Annotated in this window: 18 protein-coding genes; 14 read left to right on the top strand and 4 right to left on the bottom strand. The window is 68.2% G+C overall.

Going from position 1 to position 14,407, the window contains the following annotated elements; genetic code table 11:
* The first annotated feature begins 4 nt into the window (after window positions 1-4).
* From trmB to trpB, 11 genes are all read left to right on the top strand, one after another.
* Complete coding sequence (gene trmB, locus EV662_RS09930) at window positions 5-727, top strand: tRNA (guanine(46)-N(7))-methyltransferase TrmB (RefSeq protein ID WP_132462004.1); 723 nt, start codon at window positions 5-7, stop codon at window positions 725-727.
* A gap of 144 nt (window positions 728-871) precedes the next feature.
* On the top strand, window positions 872-2,224 hold the full coding sequence (aroA, locus tag EV662_RS09925) for a 3-phosphoshikimate 1-carboxyvinyltransferase (RefSeq protein WP_132462003.1): 1,353 nt from the start codon (window positions 872-874) through the stop codon (window positions 2,222-2,224).
* Complete coding sequence (cmk, locus tag EV662_RS09920) at window positions 2,221-2,838, top strand: (d)CMP kinase (protein ID WP_132462002.1); 618 nt, start codon at window positions 2,221-2,223, stop codon at window positions 2,836-2,838. The genes aroA and cmk overlap by 4 nt, the downstream gene beginning before the upstream one ends.
* A gap of 1 nt (window position 2,839) precedes the next feature.
* Entirely contained in the window at window positions 2,840-3,838 is a 999-nt protein-coding gene (locus EV662_RS09915; protein ID WP_132462001.1) for an aldo/keto reductase, read from the top strand.
* Between the two features lie 230 nt (window positions 3,839-4,068).
* Window positions 4,069-5,751: a 30S ribosomal protein S1 gene (rpsA, locus tag EV662_RS09910; protein ID WP_132462000.1), complete on the top strand. Its 1,683-nt coding sequence runs from the start codon at window positions 4,069-4,071 to the stop codon at window positions 5,749-5,751.
* 287 nt (window positions 5,752-6,038) lie between these two features.
* Window positions 6,039-6,320 carry an integration host factor subunit beta gene (gene ihfB / locus EV662_RS09905; protein WP_132461999.1) on the top strand — a complete coding sequence of 94 codons (282 nt, stop codon included), beginning with the start codon at window positions 6,039-6,041 and terminating at the stop codon, window positions 6,318-6,320.
* A 12-nt stretch (window positions 6,321-6,332) separates the two neighbouring features.
* Window positions 6,333-6,698 carry a lipopolysaccharide assembly protein LapA domain-containing protein gene (locus EV662_RS09900; RefSeq protein ID WP_132461998.1) on the top strand — a complete coding sequence of 122 codons (366 nt, stop codon included), beginning with the start codon at window positions 6,333-6,335 and terminating at the stop codon, window positions 6,696-6,698.
* Window positions 6,699-6,706: 8 nt separating this feature from the next.
* Complete coding sequence (locus EV662_RS09895; RefSeq protein ID WP_132462066.1) at window positions 6,707-7,363, top strand: phosphoribosylanthranilate isomerase; 657 nt, start codon at window positions 6,707-6,709, stop codon at window positions 7,361-7,363.
* A complete protein-coding gene (locus EV662_RS09890) occupies window positions 7,360-7,698 on the top strand; it encodes a hypothetical protein (RefSeq protein ID WP_132461997.1) in 339 nt (112 codons plus the stop codon). Before EV662_RS09895 ends, EV662_RS09890 begins: the two co-directional genes overlap by 4 nt.
* A gap of 71 nt (window positions 7,699-7,769) precedes the next feature.
* Complete coding sequence (locus EV662_RS09885) at window positions 7,770-8,012, top strand: hypothetical protein (protein ID WP_207903607.1); 243 nt, start codon at window positions 7,770-7,772, stop codon at window positions 8,010-8,012.
* Between the two features lies 1 nt (window position 8,013).
* A complete protein-coding gene (gene trpB / locus EV662_RS09880; RefSeq protein ID WP_132461996.1) occupies window positions 8,014-9,237 on the top strand; it encodes a tryptophan synthase subunit beta in 1,224 nt (407 codons plus the stop codon).
* Here the strand turns inward: trpB and EV662_RS09875 are convergent.
* A complete protein-coding gene (locus EV662_RS09875) occupies window positions 9,234-9,611 on the bottom strand; it encodes a DUF2237 family protein (protein ID WP_132461995.1) in 378 nt (125 codons plus the stop codon). The two genes, trpB and EV662_RS09875, sit on opposite strands and share 4 nt — an antisense overlap.
* Window positions 9,612-9,621: 10 nt before the next feature.
* Entirely contained in the window at window positions 9,622-10,308 is a 687-nt protein-coding gene (pth, locus tag EV662_RS09870) for an aminoacyl-tRNA hydrolase (protein ID WP_132461994.1), read from the bottom strand.
* Between the two features lie 91 nt (window positions 10,309-10,399).
* Between pth and hmuQ the strand changes: the two genes are divergently transcribed.
* Both hmuQ and EV662_RS09860 read left to right on the top strand, forming a co-directional pair.
* The gene (gene hmuQ, locus EV662_RS09865) at window positions 10,400-10,711 is read left to right on the top strand and encodes a heme-degrading protein HmuQ (RefSeq protein ID WP_132461993.1); all 312 of its coding nucleotides are present in this window, start codon (window positions 10,400-10,402) and stop codon (window positions 10,709-10,711) included.
* A gap of 159 nt (window positions 10,712-10,870) precedes the next feature.
* The gene (locus tag EV662_RS09860; RefSeq protein ID WP_132461992.1) at window positions 10,871-11,359 is read left to right on the top strand and encodes a hypothetical protein; all 489 of its coding nucleotides are present in this window, start codon (window positions 10,871-10,873) and stop codon (window positions 11,357-11,359) included.
* 81 nt (window positions 11,360-11,440) lie between these two features.
* Here the strand turns inward: EV662_RS09860 and EV662_RS09855 are convergent, their stop codons facing one another.
* Window positions 11,441-12,079 (bottom strand): 50S ribosomal protein L25/general stress protein Ctc, encoded by a 639-nt coding sequence (locus EV662_RS09855; RefSeq protein WP_132461991.1) that lies wholly within the window; start codon window positions 12,077-12,079, stop codon window positions 11,441-11,443.
* Between the two features lie 104 nt (window positions 12,080-12,183).
* The gene (locus EV662_RS09850) at window positions 12,184-13,347 is read right to left on the bottom strand and encodes an alpha-hydroxy acid oxidase (RefSeq protein ID WP_132461990.1); all 1,164 of its coding nucleotides are present in this window, start codon (window positions 13,345-13,347) and stop codon (window positions 12,184-12,186) included.
* 103 nt (window positions 13,348-13,450) lie between these two features.
* Here EV662_RS09850 and EV662_RS09845 point away from each other — a divergent pair, with 103 nt between their 5' ends.
* Window positions 13,451-14,224, top strand: a complete 774-nt coding sequence (locus EV662_RS09845; RefSeq protein WP_243695820.1) for a ZIP family metal transporter — start codon at window positions 13,451-13,453, stop codon at window positions 14,222-14,224.
* The last annotated feature ends 183 nt before the right edge of the window (window positions 14,225-14,407 follow it).

Genomic DNA, 14,407 nt, shown 5'->3' with positions numbered 1-14,407 from the left:
CCCCATGACCGACACCCGCCCGACCGCCGATCGCCCGCGCCGCGCATGGCGCAATTTCTATGGCCGCCGCCATGGCAAGACCCTGCGCGACCGCCAGAGGGATTACCTGGACCGCGACCTGGACGCGCTTTCGCCCGGTCCGGTCGATTGGGATGCGAACCCCGAGCGCCGGCCGCTGGACCTGGACGCGCGCTTCGGCGGGCGCGAGGTCTGGCTGGAGGTCGGTTTCGGCGGGGGCGAGCACATGGTCCACCAGGCCGCGCAAAACCCCGGGGTGGGGATCATCGGCTGCGAGCCCTTCATCAACGGCGTCGCGATGCTGCTGGGCAAGATCCGCGACGCGGGGGTGGAGAACGTGGCCGTCCACCCGGGTGACGTGCGCGACCTGTTCGACGTCTTGCCCGAGGCCAGCATTGCCCGCGCCTTCCTGCTCTATCCCGATCCCTGGCCGAAGAAGAAGCACCACCGCCGCCGTTTCGTCACGCCCGAGTTCCTGGGCCCGCTGCACCGGGTGATGCGGCCCGGCGCGGTTTTGCGGGTGGCGACCGACATTCCCGATTACGTGCGCCAGACCCTGGTCGAGGTACCGCGGGCCGGGTTCGACTGGCTGGCCGAGGGGCCGGCGGACTGGCGGGCGCCGTGGGGCGACTGGATCTCGACGCGCTACGAGCAGAAGGCCCTGCGCGAGGGGCGGGTGCCGCATTACCTGACCTTCCGGCGTCGGTGAGGCGGGGCCGGGGGCATGGGTATTTGGACCAAGAAGAAGGGCAGGGGCGCGCGCTGACCTGAAGGGGGGGCGGGCGAGGCTGGACGCACCCGTCCGGTTTAGGTAATCCGCTGGGGCGCGATCCCGTGCGAGAGGAGCCTACCGATGTCCGCCCATGGCGACCCGATCCCGATGACCGCGCGGCGCGCGGGGCCGCTGAGCGGTACCGCCGAGGTGCCGGGCGACAAGTCGATCAGCCACCGCGCGCTGATCCTGGGCGCGCTGTCGGTGGGCGAGACGCGGATCACCGGGTTGCTGGAAGGGCAGGACGTGCTGGACACGGGCCGGGCGATGCGCGCCTTCGGGGCCGAGGTCAGCCACCTGGGCCCGGGCGAATGGGTGGTGCATGGCGTGGGCGTGGGCGGCTTTGCCGAACCCGGGGACGTGATCGATTGCGGCAATTCCGGCACCGGCGTGCGGCTGATCATGGGGGCGATGGCGACGTCGCCGATCACCGCGACCTTCACCGGCGACGCCTCGCTGCGGGGCCGTCCGATGGGACGGGTGACCGATCCGCTGGCGCTGTTCGGTGCGGCGGCGTATGGGCGCGCGGGCGGGCGGCTGCCGATGACCATCGTGGGGGCGGCGGACCCCGTTCCGGTGCGTTACGCCGTACCGGTGCCCTCGGCGCAGGTGAAATCGGCGGTGTTGCTGGCGGGGCTGAACGCGCCGGGCGAAACCGTGGTGATCGAGCGCGAGGCGACGCGCGATCATACCGAGCGGATGCTGGCGGGGTTCGGCGCGGCGCTGTGGGTGGAGGACACGGACGAGGGCCGCGTCATCACCCTGACCGGCCAGCCGGAGCTGCGTCCGCAGACCATCGCCGTGCCGCGCGACCCCAGTTCCGCCGCCTTCCCGGTCTGTGCCGCGCTGATCACCGAGGGGTCGGACGTGCTGGTGCCGGGCATCGGGCTGAACCCGACGCGGGCGGGGCTGTTCGACACGCTGCGCGAGATGGGGGCGGACCTGACCTATGAGAACCCGCGCGAGGAGGGGGGCGAGCCGGTGGCCGACCTGCGCGCCCGCTTCTCGCCCGCGATGAAGGGGATCGAGGTGCCGCCCGAGCGCGCGCCCAGCATGATCGACGAATACCCGATCCTGTCGGTGGTGGCCTGTTTCGCCGAAGGGGTGACCATGATGCGCGGCGTGCGGGAATTGCGGGTCAAGGAAAGCGACCGGATCGCGGCCATGGCCGAGGGGCTGATCGCCTGCGGGGCGCGGGTCGAGACGGGCGAGGACTGGATGGCGGTCACCGGGATGGGGCCGGGGGGGCTGCCCGGGGGGGCGCGTTGTGCCACCCACCTGGACCACCGGATCGCGATGTCGTTCCTTTGCGCGGGGATGGCGGCGCAAAACCCCGTCACCGTCGACGATTGCACGCCCATCGCCACCTCCTTCCCGGTGTTCGAGCCGCTGATGGAAGGGCTGGGCGCGGTCTTCGCGCGGGCCGAGGCATGAGTTTCACGGTCGCCATCGACGGCCCCGCCGCCGCCGGCAAGGGCACGATCAGCCGCGCGGTGGCCGCGCATTTCGGCTTTGCCCATCTGGACACGGGGCTGTTGTACCGGGCCGTCGGGGCGCGGATGCTGGACGGGCTGGACCCGGTCGAGGCGGCCGAAACGCTGGATCCGGCCGACCTTGACCGCGATGACCTGCGCCGCCCCGAGGTCGCGCAGGCCGCCAGCAAGGTCGCCGCGATCACGCAGGTGCGCGCGGCGCTGGTGGATTTCCAGCGCGCCTTTGCCGCGCGTGCGGGCGGCGCGGTGCTGGACGGGCGCGACATCGGCACGGTGATCTGCCCCGAGGCGGCGGCCAAGCTGTTCGTGACGGCCTCGGACACGGTGCGCGCCGAACGCCGGTATCGCGAACTGGCCGAAAAGGGCATCGAGACGACCTTTGACGAGGTGCTGGCCGAGATGCGCGAGCGCGACGCGCGCGACAGCGAGCGTGCCGCCGCGCCGCTGAAACCGGCCGGGGACGCGGTGATCCTGGACACCTCGCAATTGTCCATCGACCAGGCCGTGGCCGCCGCCATCGCCGAGATCGACCGCCGCCGCGCCGGGCAGGGCTGAGATGGACCGCCGCCGGCTGGGCCGCGACGGCGCGGAGGTTTCGGCGCTGGGCATCGGCGGCATGTCGTTCGCCGATTTCTACGGCCCCACGACCGAGGCCGAAAGCCACGCCATTCTCGACGCGGCGATGGAATTGGGCATCACCCATCTGGACACCGCGAATGTCTATGGCGCGGGCCGGTCGGAAACCGCCATCGGGCGCTATCTGAAAACGCGGCAGGGCGCGCGGGCCCATTTCACCATCGCCACCAAGGCCGGCATCACCAGCGATGCGCAGGGCCGGCGGGTGATCGACAATTCCGCCGCCTATCTCGAGGGCGAGCTGGACCAGAGCCTGGCGCGGCTGGGCATCGAGGCGGTCGACCTGTTCTATGTCCACCGCCGCGACGACCGCCTGCCCATCGAAGAGGTCACCGAAACGCTCGCCGCGCTGGTGCGCAAGGGCAAGGCGCGCGCCATCGGCTTTTCCGAGATCGCGCCGGGTTCGCTGCGCCGGGCGGCGGCGGTGCATCCGGTGGCCGCGGTGCAATCGGAATATTCGCTGGCCACCCGCGCGCCCGAGCTGGGCCTGGTGCAGGCCTGTGCGGACCTGGGCACCGCGCTGGTCGCCTTCTCGCCGGTGGGCCGGTCGCTGCTGACCGATGCGCCGATCCCGCTGGACGTGGCGCAGGGCCTGCCGTTTCTCAAGGGCAACCCGCGCTTTCAGGCGCCCAACCACGCGGCCAACATCGCCGCCACCGACCGGCTGCGCGCGCTGGCCCGCGAGATGGGCGAACCGGCCGCGGCCCTTGCCATCGCCTGGGTGCTGTCGCGCGGGGGCCATGTGCTGGCGATCCCCGGCACCCGGTCGGTCGCGCATTTCCGCGACCTGGCCTGCGGCGCCGGCCTGCGGCTGGCCCCGGACGCCCTTGCCGCGATCGAGGCCGCGCTGCCGGTGGGCTGGGCCCATGGTGACCGCTACGGCCCGATGCAATGGGTCGGCATCGAGCGGTATTGCTGATCGCCGCGCCCCGTTTCCCCTTGATTCATGGCCCGCACCCCTTTAAAAGGCGCGCGTCGAGACGGACGAAGAACCGCGGAGACGATGCGACGAGCAGGGTCGGGGACTGCACCGGCCCTTTTGTCGTATTGAAACCCCTCCATCCTCTTCGGACGGCGCCGCAGACCAACTGAAAGACCGGCGGAGACAACCGCGCGGCCGGAAAACCCCAGAAGGACACTTTAGACCGTATGGCTAGCAACGCATCCATGGAGGAATTCGAAGCCCTCCTGAACGAAAGCTTCGAAATCGACACGCCTGCCGAGGGCAGCGTCGTCAGGGGCAAGGTCATCGCCGTCGAGGCGGGCCAGGCCATCATCGATGTCGGCTACAAGATGGAAGGCCGCGTCGATCTGAAAGAATTCGCCAACCCGGGCGAGGCCCCGGAAATCGCCGTCGGCGACGAGGTCGAGGTTTATCTCGACCGGGTCGAGAACGCCCGGGGCGAGGCGTCGATCAGCCGTGACAAGGCCCGCCGCGAAGAGGCCTGGGACCGTCTCGAAAAGGCCTATGCCGGCGAGGCCCGCGTCGAGGGCGCGATCTTCGGCCGCGTCAAGGGTGGCTTCACCGTCGATCTGGGCGGCGCCGTGGCGTTCCTGCCCGGCAGCCAGGTCGATGTGCGCCCGGTGCGCGATGCCGGCCCGCTGATGGGTCTGAAACAGCCCTTCCAGATCCTCAAGATGGACCGCCGCCGCGGCAACATCGTGGTCTCGCGCCGCGCCATCCTGGAAGAATCGCGTGCCGAACAGCGCGCCGAGATCATCTCCAAGCTGACCGAGGGCGATGCCATCGACGGCGTGGTCAAGAACATCACCGAATACGGCGCCTTCGTCGATCTGGGTGGTGTGGACGGCCTGCTGCACGTCACCGACATGGCCTGGCGCCGCGTCAACCACCCGTCGGAAATCCTGTCGATCGGCGAGACCGTCAAGGTTCAAGTCATCAAGATCAACAAGGAAACCCACCGCATCAGCCTGGGCATGAAACAGCTGCAGGACGATCCGTGGGATACCGTCGAGGCCAAGTTCCCGATCGAATCGGTGCACAAGGGCCGCGTGACCAACATCACCGACTACGGCGCCTTCGTGGAACTGGAACCGGGCGTCGAGGGCCTGGTGCACGTGTCCGAAATGTCCTGGACCAAGAAGAACGTCCATCCCGGCAAGATCGTTTCGACCAGCCAGGAAGTCGACGTCATGGTGCTGGAAATCGACACCGCCAAGCGCCGCGTCAGCCTGGGTCTGAAACAGACCATGCGCAACCCGTGGGAAGTCTTCGCCGAAACCCACCCCGTGGGCACCCAGGTCGAGGGCGAGGTCAAGAACATCACCGAATTCGGTCTGTTCATCGGCCTGGAACACGACATCGACGGCATGGTGCACCTCTCCGACCTCAGCTGGGACCAGCGCGGGGAAGAGGCGATCCAGGACTACCGCAAGGGCGACATGGTCCAGGCCGTCGTCACCGAGGTGGATGTCGAGAAAGAGCGTATCTCGCTGTCGGTCAAGGCCCTGGAAGGCGACCCCTTCGCCGAGGCCGTGGGCGGCGTCAAGCGCGGCTCGGTCATCACGGTTGCGGTCACCGCGATCGAGGATGGCGGCATCGAGGTGGAATACGAAGGCATGAAATCCTTCATCCGCCGCTCGGATCTGTCGCGTGACCGGTCGGAACAGCGCCCCGAGCGCTTCCAGGTGGGCGACAAGGTGGACGTCCGCGTGACCAATATCGACAACAAGACCCGCCGCCTGGGCCTGTCGATCAAGGCCCGCGAGATCGCCGAGGAGAAAGAGGCCGTCGAACAGTATGGCAGCTCGGATTCGGGCGCCTCGCTGGGCGACATCCTGGGCGCCGCGCTCAAGGGCGACGACAAGTAAACCGCCCCGGCCCTGCCGGAGCATGGACGGCCCCGCATGCGGATGCGGGGCCGTTTTCCGTTCCGCGAATCACGGATTCCCGTGCGGGTCCGCTTGCCCCGCCCGGTGCCGCGGGGCGTCGGATCACAGCGCCGAAAGGGTGGGGAAACACCCCTTCCGACGCGGCTTTCCGCCGCTTCCCGGTGGATTTTCAAAGGCTTTCTGTTTCTCCGGCGGGCAAAACATGCCTATAGTCCCCAAGCCTCCGCCCCCGGGCCAGAAAGGCATTGAACAGGGACACCCAAGCGATGATCCGATCGGAATTGATCCAGAAGATTGCCGAAGAGAACCCGCATCTGTACCAGCGCGACGTCGAGCGGATCGTGAACACGATCTTCGAAGAGATCATCACCGCGATGGCCCGCGGCGACCGGGTGGAACTGCGCGGGTTCGGCGCGTTTTCCGTCAAGAAGCGCGACGCGCGCACGGGCCGCAACCCGCGCACCGGCGAATCCGTCGAGGTGGCCGAGAAATACGTGCCTTTCTTCAAGACGGGGAAGCTGCTACGCGATCGGCTCAACGGTAAATAATCGGGTCAGACCATGCGCGCCATTCGCTATCTCTTCCTGCTGCTTCTCGCGATCTGCCTTGTCGTCGTCGCCATGGCCAACCGCCAGATGGTCACGCTGCACCTTCTGCCGGACGAGCTGGCGACCTTTTCGGGGATCTCGAAATCCATCGACCTGCCGCTTTACGTGGTGGGCTTTGGCGGGCTTCTGGCCGGGCTGCTGATCGGGTTCTTCTGGGAATGGCTGCGCGAGGGCAAGTATCGGTCGCAGGCCAGCCGCCAGCGCCGCGAGGCCGCCAAGCTCAAGCGCGAACTCGACCGCGTCAAGGCCGACCAGCACAAGAGCGAGGGCCGCGACGAGGTGCTGGCGCTGCTTGAAAAGGACGCGAAGGCCGGCTGATGGCCGCCATGGCATCGCGCATCCGGGTCAAGATCTGCGGTTTGACGGACCCCGCTTCGGTGGCCGCCGCCGTGTCCGCCGGGGCATCCTACCTGGGCTTTGTCTTTTTCCCGAAATCGCCCCGTAACCTTGGCCATGACGCCGCCCGCGCGCTGGCCGCCGAGGTGCCCCCGGGCATCGCCAAGGTTGCGCTGACGGTCGATGCCGACGACGCCGCGCTGGCGGCGCTCATGGACCGCGTTCCGATCGACATGCTGCAATTGCACGGCCATGAAACGCCCGAGCGCGTGGCCGCGATCCGCGCCCGCTTCGGCCTGCCGGTGATGAAGGCGGTGGGCATCGCCGATGAGGCCGACCTGCCGCAGCTGGCCGCCTATGCCCGCGTTGCCGACCAGCTTCTGGTCGATGCGAAACCGCCCAAGACCGCCGCGCTGCCCGGTGGCAACGGGTTGTCCTTCGACTGGCGGCTGATCGCGAACCGGCGCTGGCCGGTGCCGTGGATGCTGGCCGGCGGGCTGACCCCCGACAACGTCGCCGAGGCGATCCGCCTGACCGGCGCGATCCAGGTGGATGTCTCTTCGGGCGTGGAATCCGCGCCGGGGGTCAAGGACGCGGCGCTGATCGACCGGTTCATCGCCGCCGCGCGGATGGAGGACGTGCGATGAAGGGATTGATCGGCCTCGTTGCCGCGCTGGGGGTGCTGGGCCTCGTGCTGGCCTTCACCAAGCCGACCCAGGCCGATTTCGAGGCCGCGCTCGAGGCGCAGCTTCTGGCCCGGATCGACGCCGCCGACCCCGCCACCCGGGCCGACCCGGTCGCGGCGCTGTTGACCGCGACCTGCAAGATGGGCCGCGAACAATGCGCCCAGCTGATCCGCGCGATGATGGCGCTGGACTACCAGGACCGCGTGCTGTTCTCGCAGGCCCGCGTGTCGCTGGGCGAGGCCGAAAGCGCCACCTGCTACGGCGTCCTGACGCGCATCTTCTGCAACCGGGGCTGAGCGCCGCGCCCCGGCTTTACCGTGCCCGGGACTGGCTGTAGACAGGGGCGCAAGCGAGAGGAGCGCGAACCATGGCTTTTGTGATTTCAATCGAAAAAGATGAACGCGAAATCCGGAGCGCACACCCTACTGAACTGGTTTGCAAATACATGGTGGCAGAGCGCGACGGCCGGAGAATTCTGCAATTAAACTCGTATGGTTCGAATGACCGCGATATGCCTGACAAGCTTAGCCAAACACTCCAATTTGGTGAAGAAGCGGCTGAGCAGCTTTATCGCATACTAGCTGCCGAGTTTGGATTTAAGGATCAATGACATGGCCGAAGACCTGATCAATTCCTTCATGACGGGCCCCGACGACAAGGGCCGGTTCGGCGATTTCGGCGGGCGTTTCGTGTCGGAAACGCTGATGCCGCTGATCCTCGAGCTCGAGGCGCAGTATGAACATGCCAAGACCGACCAAAGCTTCTGGGACGAGATGGACTTCCTGTGGAAGCATTACGTCGGCCGCCCCTCGCCGCTCTATTTCGCGGAACGGCTGACCGAACGGCTGGGCGGGGCCAAGATCTATCTCAAGCGCGACGAGCTGAACCACACCGGCGCGCACAAGATCAACAACGTGCTGGGCCAGATCATCCTGGCCCGCCGCATGGGCAAAAGCCGGATCATCGCCGAAACCGGCGCGGGCCAGCACGGCGTCGCCACCGCCACCGTCTGCGCCAAGTTCGGGCTGAAATGCGTGGTCTACATGGGCGCGACCGACGTCGAACGCCAGGCGCCCAACGTGTTCCGCATGCGCCTGCTGGGGGCCGAGGTGGTGCCCGTCACCTCTGGCCGCGGCACGCTCAAGGACGCGATGAACGACGCGCTGCGCGACTGGGTGACCAACGTGCGCGACACCTTCTACTGCATCGGCACGGTGGCGGGTCCGCATCCCTATCCGGCGATGGTGCGCGATTTCCAGGCGATCATCGGCAAAGAGGCCAAGGAACAGATGCTGGAGGCCGAGGGCCGCCTGCCCGACACGCTGATCGCGGCGATCGGCGGCGGGTCGAACGCGATGGGGCTGTTCTACCCGTTCCTCGACGACAAGGACGTGCGCATCATCGGGGTCGAGGCCGGCGGCCACGGCGTCGACGACCGCATGGAACATTGCGCCAGCCTGACCGGCGGGCGGCCCGGCGTGCTGCACGGCAACCGGACCTACCTGCTGCAGGACGACGACGGCCAGATCCTCGAAGGTCACTCGATCTCGGCGGGGCTGGATTATCCCGGCATCGGGCCGGAACATTCCTGGCTGCACGATATCGGCCGGGCCGAATACGTCTCGATCACCGACAAGGAGGCGCTGGCCGCCTTCCAGCTGTCCTGCGAGACGGAAGGGATCATTCCCGCGCTGGAACCCAGCCACGCGCTGGCCCATGTCGCCAAGATCGCCCCCGACCTTCCGGCCGATCACATCATCTGCATGAACATGTGCGGCCGGGGCGACAAGGACATCTTCACCGTCGCCCGCCACCTGGGCTTCGACATGGGCTAACCGACCGCGTAGCGCCGCAGCACGCTCAGCGGCACGACCTCCAGCGCCGCCTCGTGGGTGGCGTTCAGGTCGACCTGCGGCGCGCAGCCCTCGTCATGGGCCTGCAGGAAGCGGCCGGCGCACAGGCACCAGCGGTCGCCCGGTTTCAGCCCCTCGAACCCGAATTCGGGCCGCGGCGTCGACAGGTCGTTGCCCACGTATTTCGAATAGGCCAGGAACTCGGCCGTCATCACCGCGCAGACCGTGTGGCTGCCGTGATCGTCGGGGCCGGTGTCGCAACAGCCATTGCGGAAAAACCCGGTCAGCGGCGCGGTCGAGCAGGGGGCCAGCTTGCCGCCCAGCGCGTTCACCGAAGGGACCTTGGGGTTCGGCATCGGGCCTCTCCTATCTGAACCGGTCGGCAAGTTTCTGAAGCGGCGTGCGCGTGTCGTCGGGCGGGTCGGCCTGCGGCTCGGGCGCGCGCGGCGGGGCGGCGGGCTTGGCCGCGCCGCCCGAACTGCGTGGCGGCGCCACCCGCAACGCCACCGCGTTCAGGAACCGCGCCCCGTCGCCCCGCGCCAAATCCGCCGCGCCGTCCGAAATCCCGCGCAGCAGGTCGTCCAGCCAGTCGCGATCGGCCTTGGCGAAATCGCTCAGCACGTATCCCGACACCCGGTCCTTGTGCCCCGGATGCCCGATCCCCAGCCGCACGCGCTCGTACTCCGGCCCGATATGGGCGTGGATCGACCGCAGCCCGTTATGCCCCGCATGCCCGCCGCCCTGTTTCAGCCGGCATTTGCCCGGCGCCAGGTCCAACTCGTCGTGGAACACCGTCACGTCGCCTGGGGCCAGCTTGTAGAACTGCACCGCCGCCTGCACCGAATCGCCCGACCGGTTCATGTAGGTCTCGGGCTTCAGCAGCACGACCTTTTCGCCGCCCAGCCGCCCCTCGGACAGCTGGCCCTGGAATTTTGCCCGCCACGGCGCGAACCCGTGATCCCCGGCGATCCGGTCCACCGCCATGAAGCCGATATTGTGGCGGTTTCCCGCGTATTTGGCGCCCGGATTGCCCAGACCCACGAAGAGACGCATGCGTCCGCCGCTCCCCCTTGAACCTTTGTCCCCGATGCCGTGAACTGGCGCCCAAGTCCAGCGCGATGCGGCAATTCGGTGGAGACGTGCGATGTATCTGACCATGAACCGGTTCAAGGTGAAACCCGGCGCGGAAGAGGCGTTCGAGGCGGTGTGGAAAAACCGCGACAGCCACCTGAAATCGGTGCCGGGTTTCGTCGCCTTCCACCTGCTGAAGGGCCCCGAGAAGGACGGCTATCGCCTTTACGCCTCGCACACCTTCTGGGACAGCGAGGCCGCGTTTACCGCCTGGACCAAATCCGAGGCGTTCCGCGCCGCCCACAAGGGCGCCAAGGGGCCGTCGGACATGTATCTCGAACCGCCCGAACTGGAAATCTTCGAGTCGGTCCAGCACCTCGCCTGACCGCGCGGGCCGGTCGCGGCCTGCCTTTTTCTGCGGCGCAGCATCGCGCGGGCGCCCGCGAAACCGGCAGGCGTTGCCATCCGCCCCGCCGACCCCGCGACAGGACAACCATTTCGCAACCTCGCTGGGCCACGCTTGTGGAAAAGCGAGGCAACGCGCATGTGGCATACCGTTTTTCGACATTCGGCCTTCCGGCGGGTCCTGCACGCTGCGGCGGCGGCGGCGCTGCTCGGGGCCGGCCCGGCCATGGCGGGCGAGGCGCCCTTTGATCCCGGGCCCACCCTGCGGGACCTGTCCCCTGCCGCGACCGAAACTCAGCGGCTCAAGGCCGGCATCCTGTGCGTCGCCTGGGCGCGTGACATGATCGAACAGCATTGGCACCTGCTCGACGCGCTGGACGGGGCGGGGACCTGGTCGCAGGCGCGGCAGCAATTGTGGATGCAGGTCCGCTGGGTGGAAGAGTTCGAAACCCGCCAGTTGCGCCCGCTGATCGACGCCGACAGCCAGCGCGAGCTGTGCGCCGCCTGGTGGCCGGACGGCATCCGTACCCCTGCCGGGACCGAACCCGCGATGCGCATGCACCGCTTCTGTGCCGTGCTGCCGGGCCTTCTGGGCACGGTCGATCCCGACGCGCCGCCGGGCTTCTGACCCCCCCCTGAAACGCGAACGGGGCGCCCCGAAGGGCGCCCCGTCGCAAATCCTGTCGCACCGACGGGTGCGGGCGCGGAATCAGTCCTCGCCGCCCTCGTCGCCTTCGCCGTCCTCGTCACCCTCGGCGCCATCCGACGACCGCAGGCCCGACGGGGCCGAGATGTTGGCGATCACGAAGTCGCGGTCGGTGATCGTCGGGCGCGCGCCTTCCGGCAGCGTCACGTTCGAGATGTGGACGATGTCGCCGATGTCCAGGCCCGCCAGGTCGACGGTCAGGTGATCGGGGATATCGCCCGCGGTCACCACCAGTTCCACCTCGGGGCGCACCACGGTCAGGACGCCGCCGCGCTTGATGCCGGGCGCCTTGTCCTCGTTGACGAACTCGACCGGGATGAACAGGTTGACGCGCGAGGTGCGCTTCAGCCGCATCAGGTCGACATGGATCGGCAGGTCCTTGACCACGTCGCGCTGCACGCCGCGGCAGATCACGCGCACGTCCTCGTGGCCGTCCACCTTCAGGTTGAACAGCGTCGACAGGAAGCGCCCCGCCTTGAGCCGCTTGAACAGCTCGTTGAATTTCAGGTTGATCGGAAGCGGATCGGCGCCGCCGCCGTAAACGATGCCCGGAACGAGTTGCTCACGACGAGCTTGACGAGCGGCCCCCTTGCCTGTCCCCGTCCGTTCCGTGGCGTGAAGATCAGGGATCTCACCTGCCATGGGTCATTCTCCTAAGGTTATGGGCATCCTCCAAGGGTGTATGCCCGGATGAAGCCGTGCCCATAGCCGAGACCGGCCCGATTGGAAAGGGGGAAAACCGGCGCTCAGGCCCATTTCCCCTCGAAATCCTCGGGCACCAGCAGGATGTCGCGGTCCAGGCTGTCGACGCTCTTGCGCCCGCACAGCGCCATGGTCGTGTCCAGCTCCTTGTGCATGACCTCCAGCACCTTGGTCACGCCCGCCTCGCCCATCGCACCCAGCCCATAGACGAAGGCGCGCCCGATATAGGTGCCCTTCGCCCCCAGGGCCAACGCCTTCAGCACGTCCTGCCCGGTGCGGATGCCGCCATCGACATGGATTTCCACCCGGTCGCCCACCGCCCGCACGATCGACGGCAGCGCCCGGATCGAGGACAGCGCCCCGTCCAGCTGTCGCCCCCCATGGTTCGACACGATGATCGCATCGGCCCCCACATCGGCGGCGCGGCGCGCGTCCTCGGCATCCAGGATGCCCTTCAGGATCAGCTTGCCGCCCCATTGCTCCTTCAGCCGCCGGACCTTGTCCCAGTCCAGCCGCGGGTCGAACTGCTCCGCCGTCCAGTCCGACAGCGACGAGACATCCGACACCCCCTTGGCATGGCCCACGATATTGCCGAACTGCCGGCGCTTCGTGCCCAGCATCTCCAGCCCCCAGCCCCACTTGGTCGACAGGTTCATCAGCGTGGGCAGCGTCAGCTTGGGCGGTGCGGACAGCCCGTTCTTCACATCCCGGTGCCGCTGGCCCAGTATCTGCAGATCCAGCGTCAGCACCAGCGCCGAACACCCGGCATCCTTGGCCCTTTGCAGGATGCCCGCCACGAATTCCTCGTCGCGCATCACGTAAAGCTGGAACCAGAAGGGTTTCGTGGTGTGGGCGGCCACGTCCTCGATGGAACAGATCGACATCGTCGACAGGGTGAAGGGCACGCCGAATTTCTCGGCCGCGCGGGCGGCCTTGATCTCGCCATCGGCCGACTGCATCCCCGTCAGCCCCACGGGCGCCAGCGCCACGGGCATCGCCACGTCCTGGCCGATCATCTTCGTGGCCGTGGACCGGCCCTCCATGTCGACGGCGACGCGCTGGCGCAGCCGGATATCCGCGAAATCCGAAACGTTGTCGCGAAAGGTCTGCTCGGTCCAGCTGCCCGACTCGCAATAGTCGTAGAACATCCGCGGCACGCGGCGGGCATAGATCCGGCGCAGATCCTCGACGGTGGTGATGATGGGCATGGGCGGCTCCTCGCGGTGGTCAGGTTCCCTTACCAATCGGGCGGGCGGGCCGCAACGGCGATGGCGCTTGCCGCGGCGCGTGCAATCGGCCATGCAAGGGGGCATGAGCATCGTCGCCCTGGGCCTTCTCGCGTCGCTTGCCGCCGGGCTGATGACCGGGGTAGGGGCGCTTCCCGTGCTGTTCGGGCGCTCGATCAGCCGCAAGTCCAGCGACACGATGCTGGGCTTTGCCGCGGGCGTGATGCTGTCGGCCTCGTTCTTCTCGCTGATCCTGCCCGGCATCGACGCGGCCGAAGGCCTTTACGGAAGCGTGCTGCTGGCCGCGCTGATCGCGGGCACCGGCATCGCGCTGGGCGCGCTTGCGGTCGCGGCGATGAACGAGTTCATCCCGCACGAACATTTCATCGCGGGCCGCGAAGGCGCCGAGGCGGCCGCACTCGCCAAGATCTGGCTCTTCGTCTTCGCGATCACCATCCACAACTTCCCCGAGGGCATGGCCGTGGGCGTGGGCTTCGGCGGCGGCAACGTGGCGAACGGGATGTCGCTGGCCACCGGCATCGGGCTGCAGAACGCCCCCGAAGGGCTGGCCGTCGCGGTCGCGCTGCGCGGGCAGGGCTACCGGCGCCTGTCGGCCTTCCTGATCGCGCTGGCCACGGGGCTGGTCGAACCGGTGGGGGGCGTGCTGGGGGCGGCGGCGGTGTCGGTCTCGGTGCACCTGCTGCCCTGGGGGCTGGCCTTTGCGGCGGGGGCGATGATCTACATCATCAGCCACGAGATCATCCCCGAAACCCACCGCTACGGCCACCAGAACCGCGCCACCACGGGGCTCACGGCCGGTCTGATCCTGATGATGGTGCTGGACGTGGCGCTGGGCTAGGCCGGCCCCGCCGCCCGTGCCGGATCTCCACACCGCGACAGGCCCTTCGGGTTTCGCCTCGCTTGCGCGAGGCGACCGGGGCCGGGCGCTTTGCGCCCGGCCCGAAACGCGCCTGAACGATGGGCATCGCTCCGGCCCCGCAAGGCCGCCGCGGCAATGGATGTTCTCCTGGTGAAAATACCC

Origin of the sequence: Rhodovulum marinum (assembly GCF_004343075.1) — a bacterium.
In the GTDB taxonomy this organism is placed as follows: domain Bacteria; phylum Pseudomonadota; class Alphaproteobacteria; order Rhodobacterales; family Rhodobacteraceae; genus Rhodovulum; species Rhodovulum marinum.
The sequence above is the reverse complement of the archived record's forward strand: the minus strand, read 5'-3'. Positions and strand labels throughout refer to the sequence as shown.

Coding starts and splice junctions, on each gene's coding strand:
- trmB (WP_132462004.1), top strand. CDS start 5: ATGACCGACACCCGCCCGACCGCCGATCGCCCGCGCCGCGCATGGCGC.
- aroA (WP_132462003.1), top strand. CDS start 872: ATGTCCGCCCATGGCGACCCGATCCCGATGACCGCGCGGCGCGCGGGG.
- cmk (WP_132462002.1), top strand. CDS start 2,221: ATGAGTTTCACGGTCGCCATCGACGGCCCCGCCGCCGCCGGCAAGGGC.
- EV662_RS09915 (WP_132462001.1), top strand. CDS start 2,840: ATGGACCGCCGCCGGCTGGGCCGCGACGGCGCGGAGGTTTCGGCGCTG.
- rpsA (WP_132462000.1), top strand. CDS start 4,069: ATGGCTAGCAACGCATCCATGGAGGAATTCGAAGCCCTCCTGAACGAA.
- ihfB (WP_132461999.1), top strand. CDS start 6,039: ATGATCCGATCGGAATTGATCCAGAAGATTGCCGAAGAGAACCCGCAT.
- EV662_RS09900 (WP_132461998.1), top strand. CDS start 6,333: ATGCGCGCCATTCGCTATCTCTTCCTGCTGCTTCTCGCGATCTGCCTT.
- EV662_RS09895 (WP_132462066.1), top strand. CDS start 6,707: ATGGCATCGCGCATCCGGGTCAAGATCTGCGGTTTGACGGACCCCGCT.
- EV662_RS09890 (WP_132461997.1), top strand. CDS start 7,360: ATGAAGGGATTGATCGGCCTCGTTGCCGCGCTGGGGGTGCTGGGCCTC.
- EV662_RS09885 (WP_207903607.1), top strand. CDS start 7,770: ATGGCTTTTGTGATTTCAATCGAAAAAGATGAACGCGAAATCCGGAGC.
- trpB (WP_132461996.1), top strand. CDS start 8,014: ATGGCCGAAGACCTGATCAATTCCTTCATGACGGGCCCCGACGACAAG.
- EV662_RS09875 (WP_132461995.1), bottom strand. CDS start 9,611: ATGCCGAACCCCAAGGTCCCTTCGGTGAACGCGCTGGGCGGCAAGCTG.
- pth (WP_132461994.1), bottom strand. CDS start 10,308: ATGCGTCTCTTCGTGGGTCTGGGCAATCCGGGCGCCAAATACGCGGGA.
- hmuQ (WP_132461993.1), top strand. CDS start 10,400: ATGTATCTGACCATGAACCGGTTCAAGGTGAAACCCGGCGCGGAAGAG.
- EV662_RS09860 (WP_132461992.1), top strand. CDS start 10,871: ATGTGGCATACCGTTTTTCGACATTCGGCCTTCCGGCGGGTCCTGCAC.
- EV662_RS09855 (WP_132461991.1), bottom strand. CDS start 12,079: ATGGCAGGTGAGATCCCTGATCTTCACGCCACGGAACGGACGGGGACA.
- EV662_RS09850 (WP_132461990.1), bottom strand. CDS start 13,347: ATGCCCATCATCACCACCGTCGAGGATCTGCGCCGGATCTATGCCCGC.
- EV662_RS09845 (WP_243695820.1), top strand. CDS start 13,451: ATGAGCATCGTCGCCCTGGGCCTTCTCGCGTCGCTTGCCGCCGGGCTG.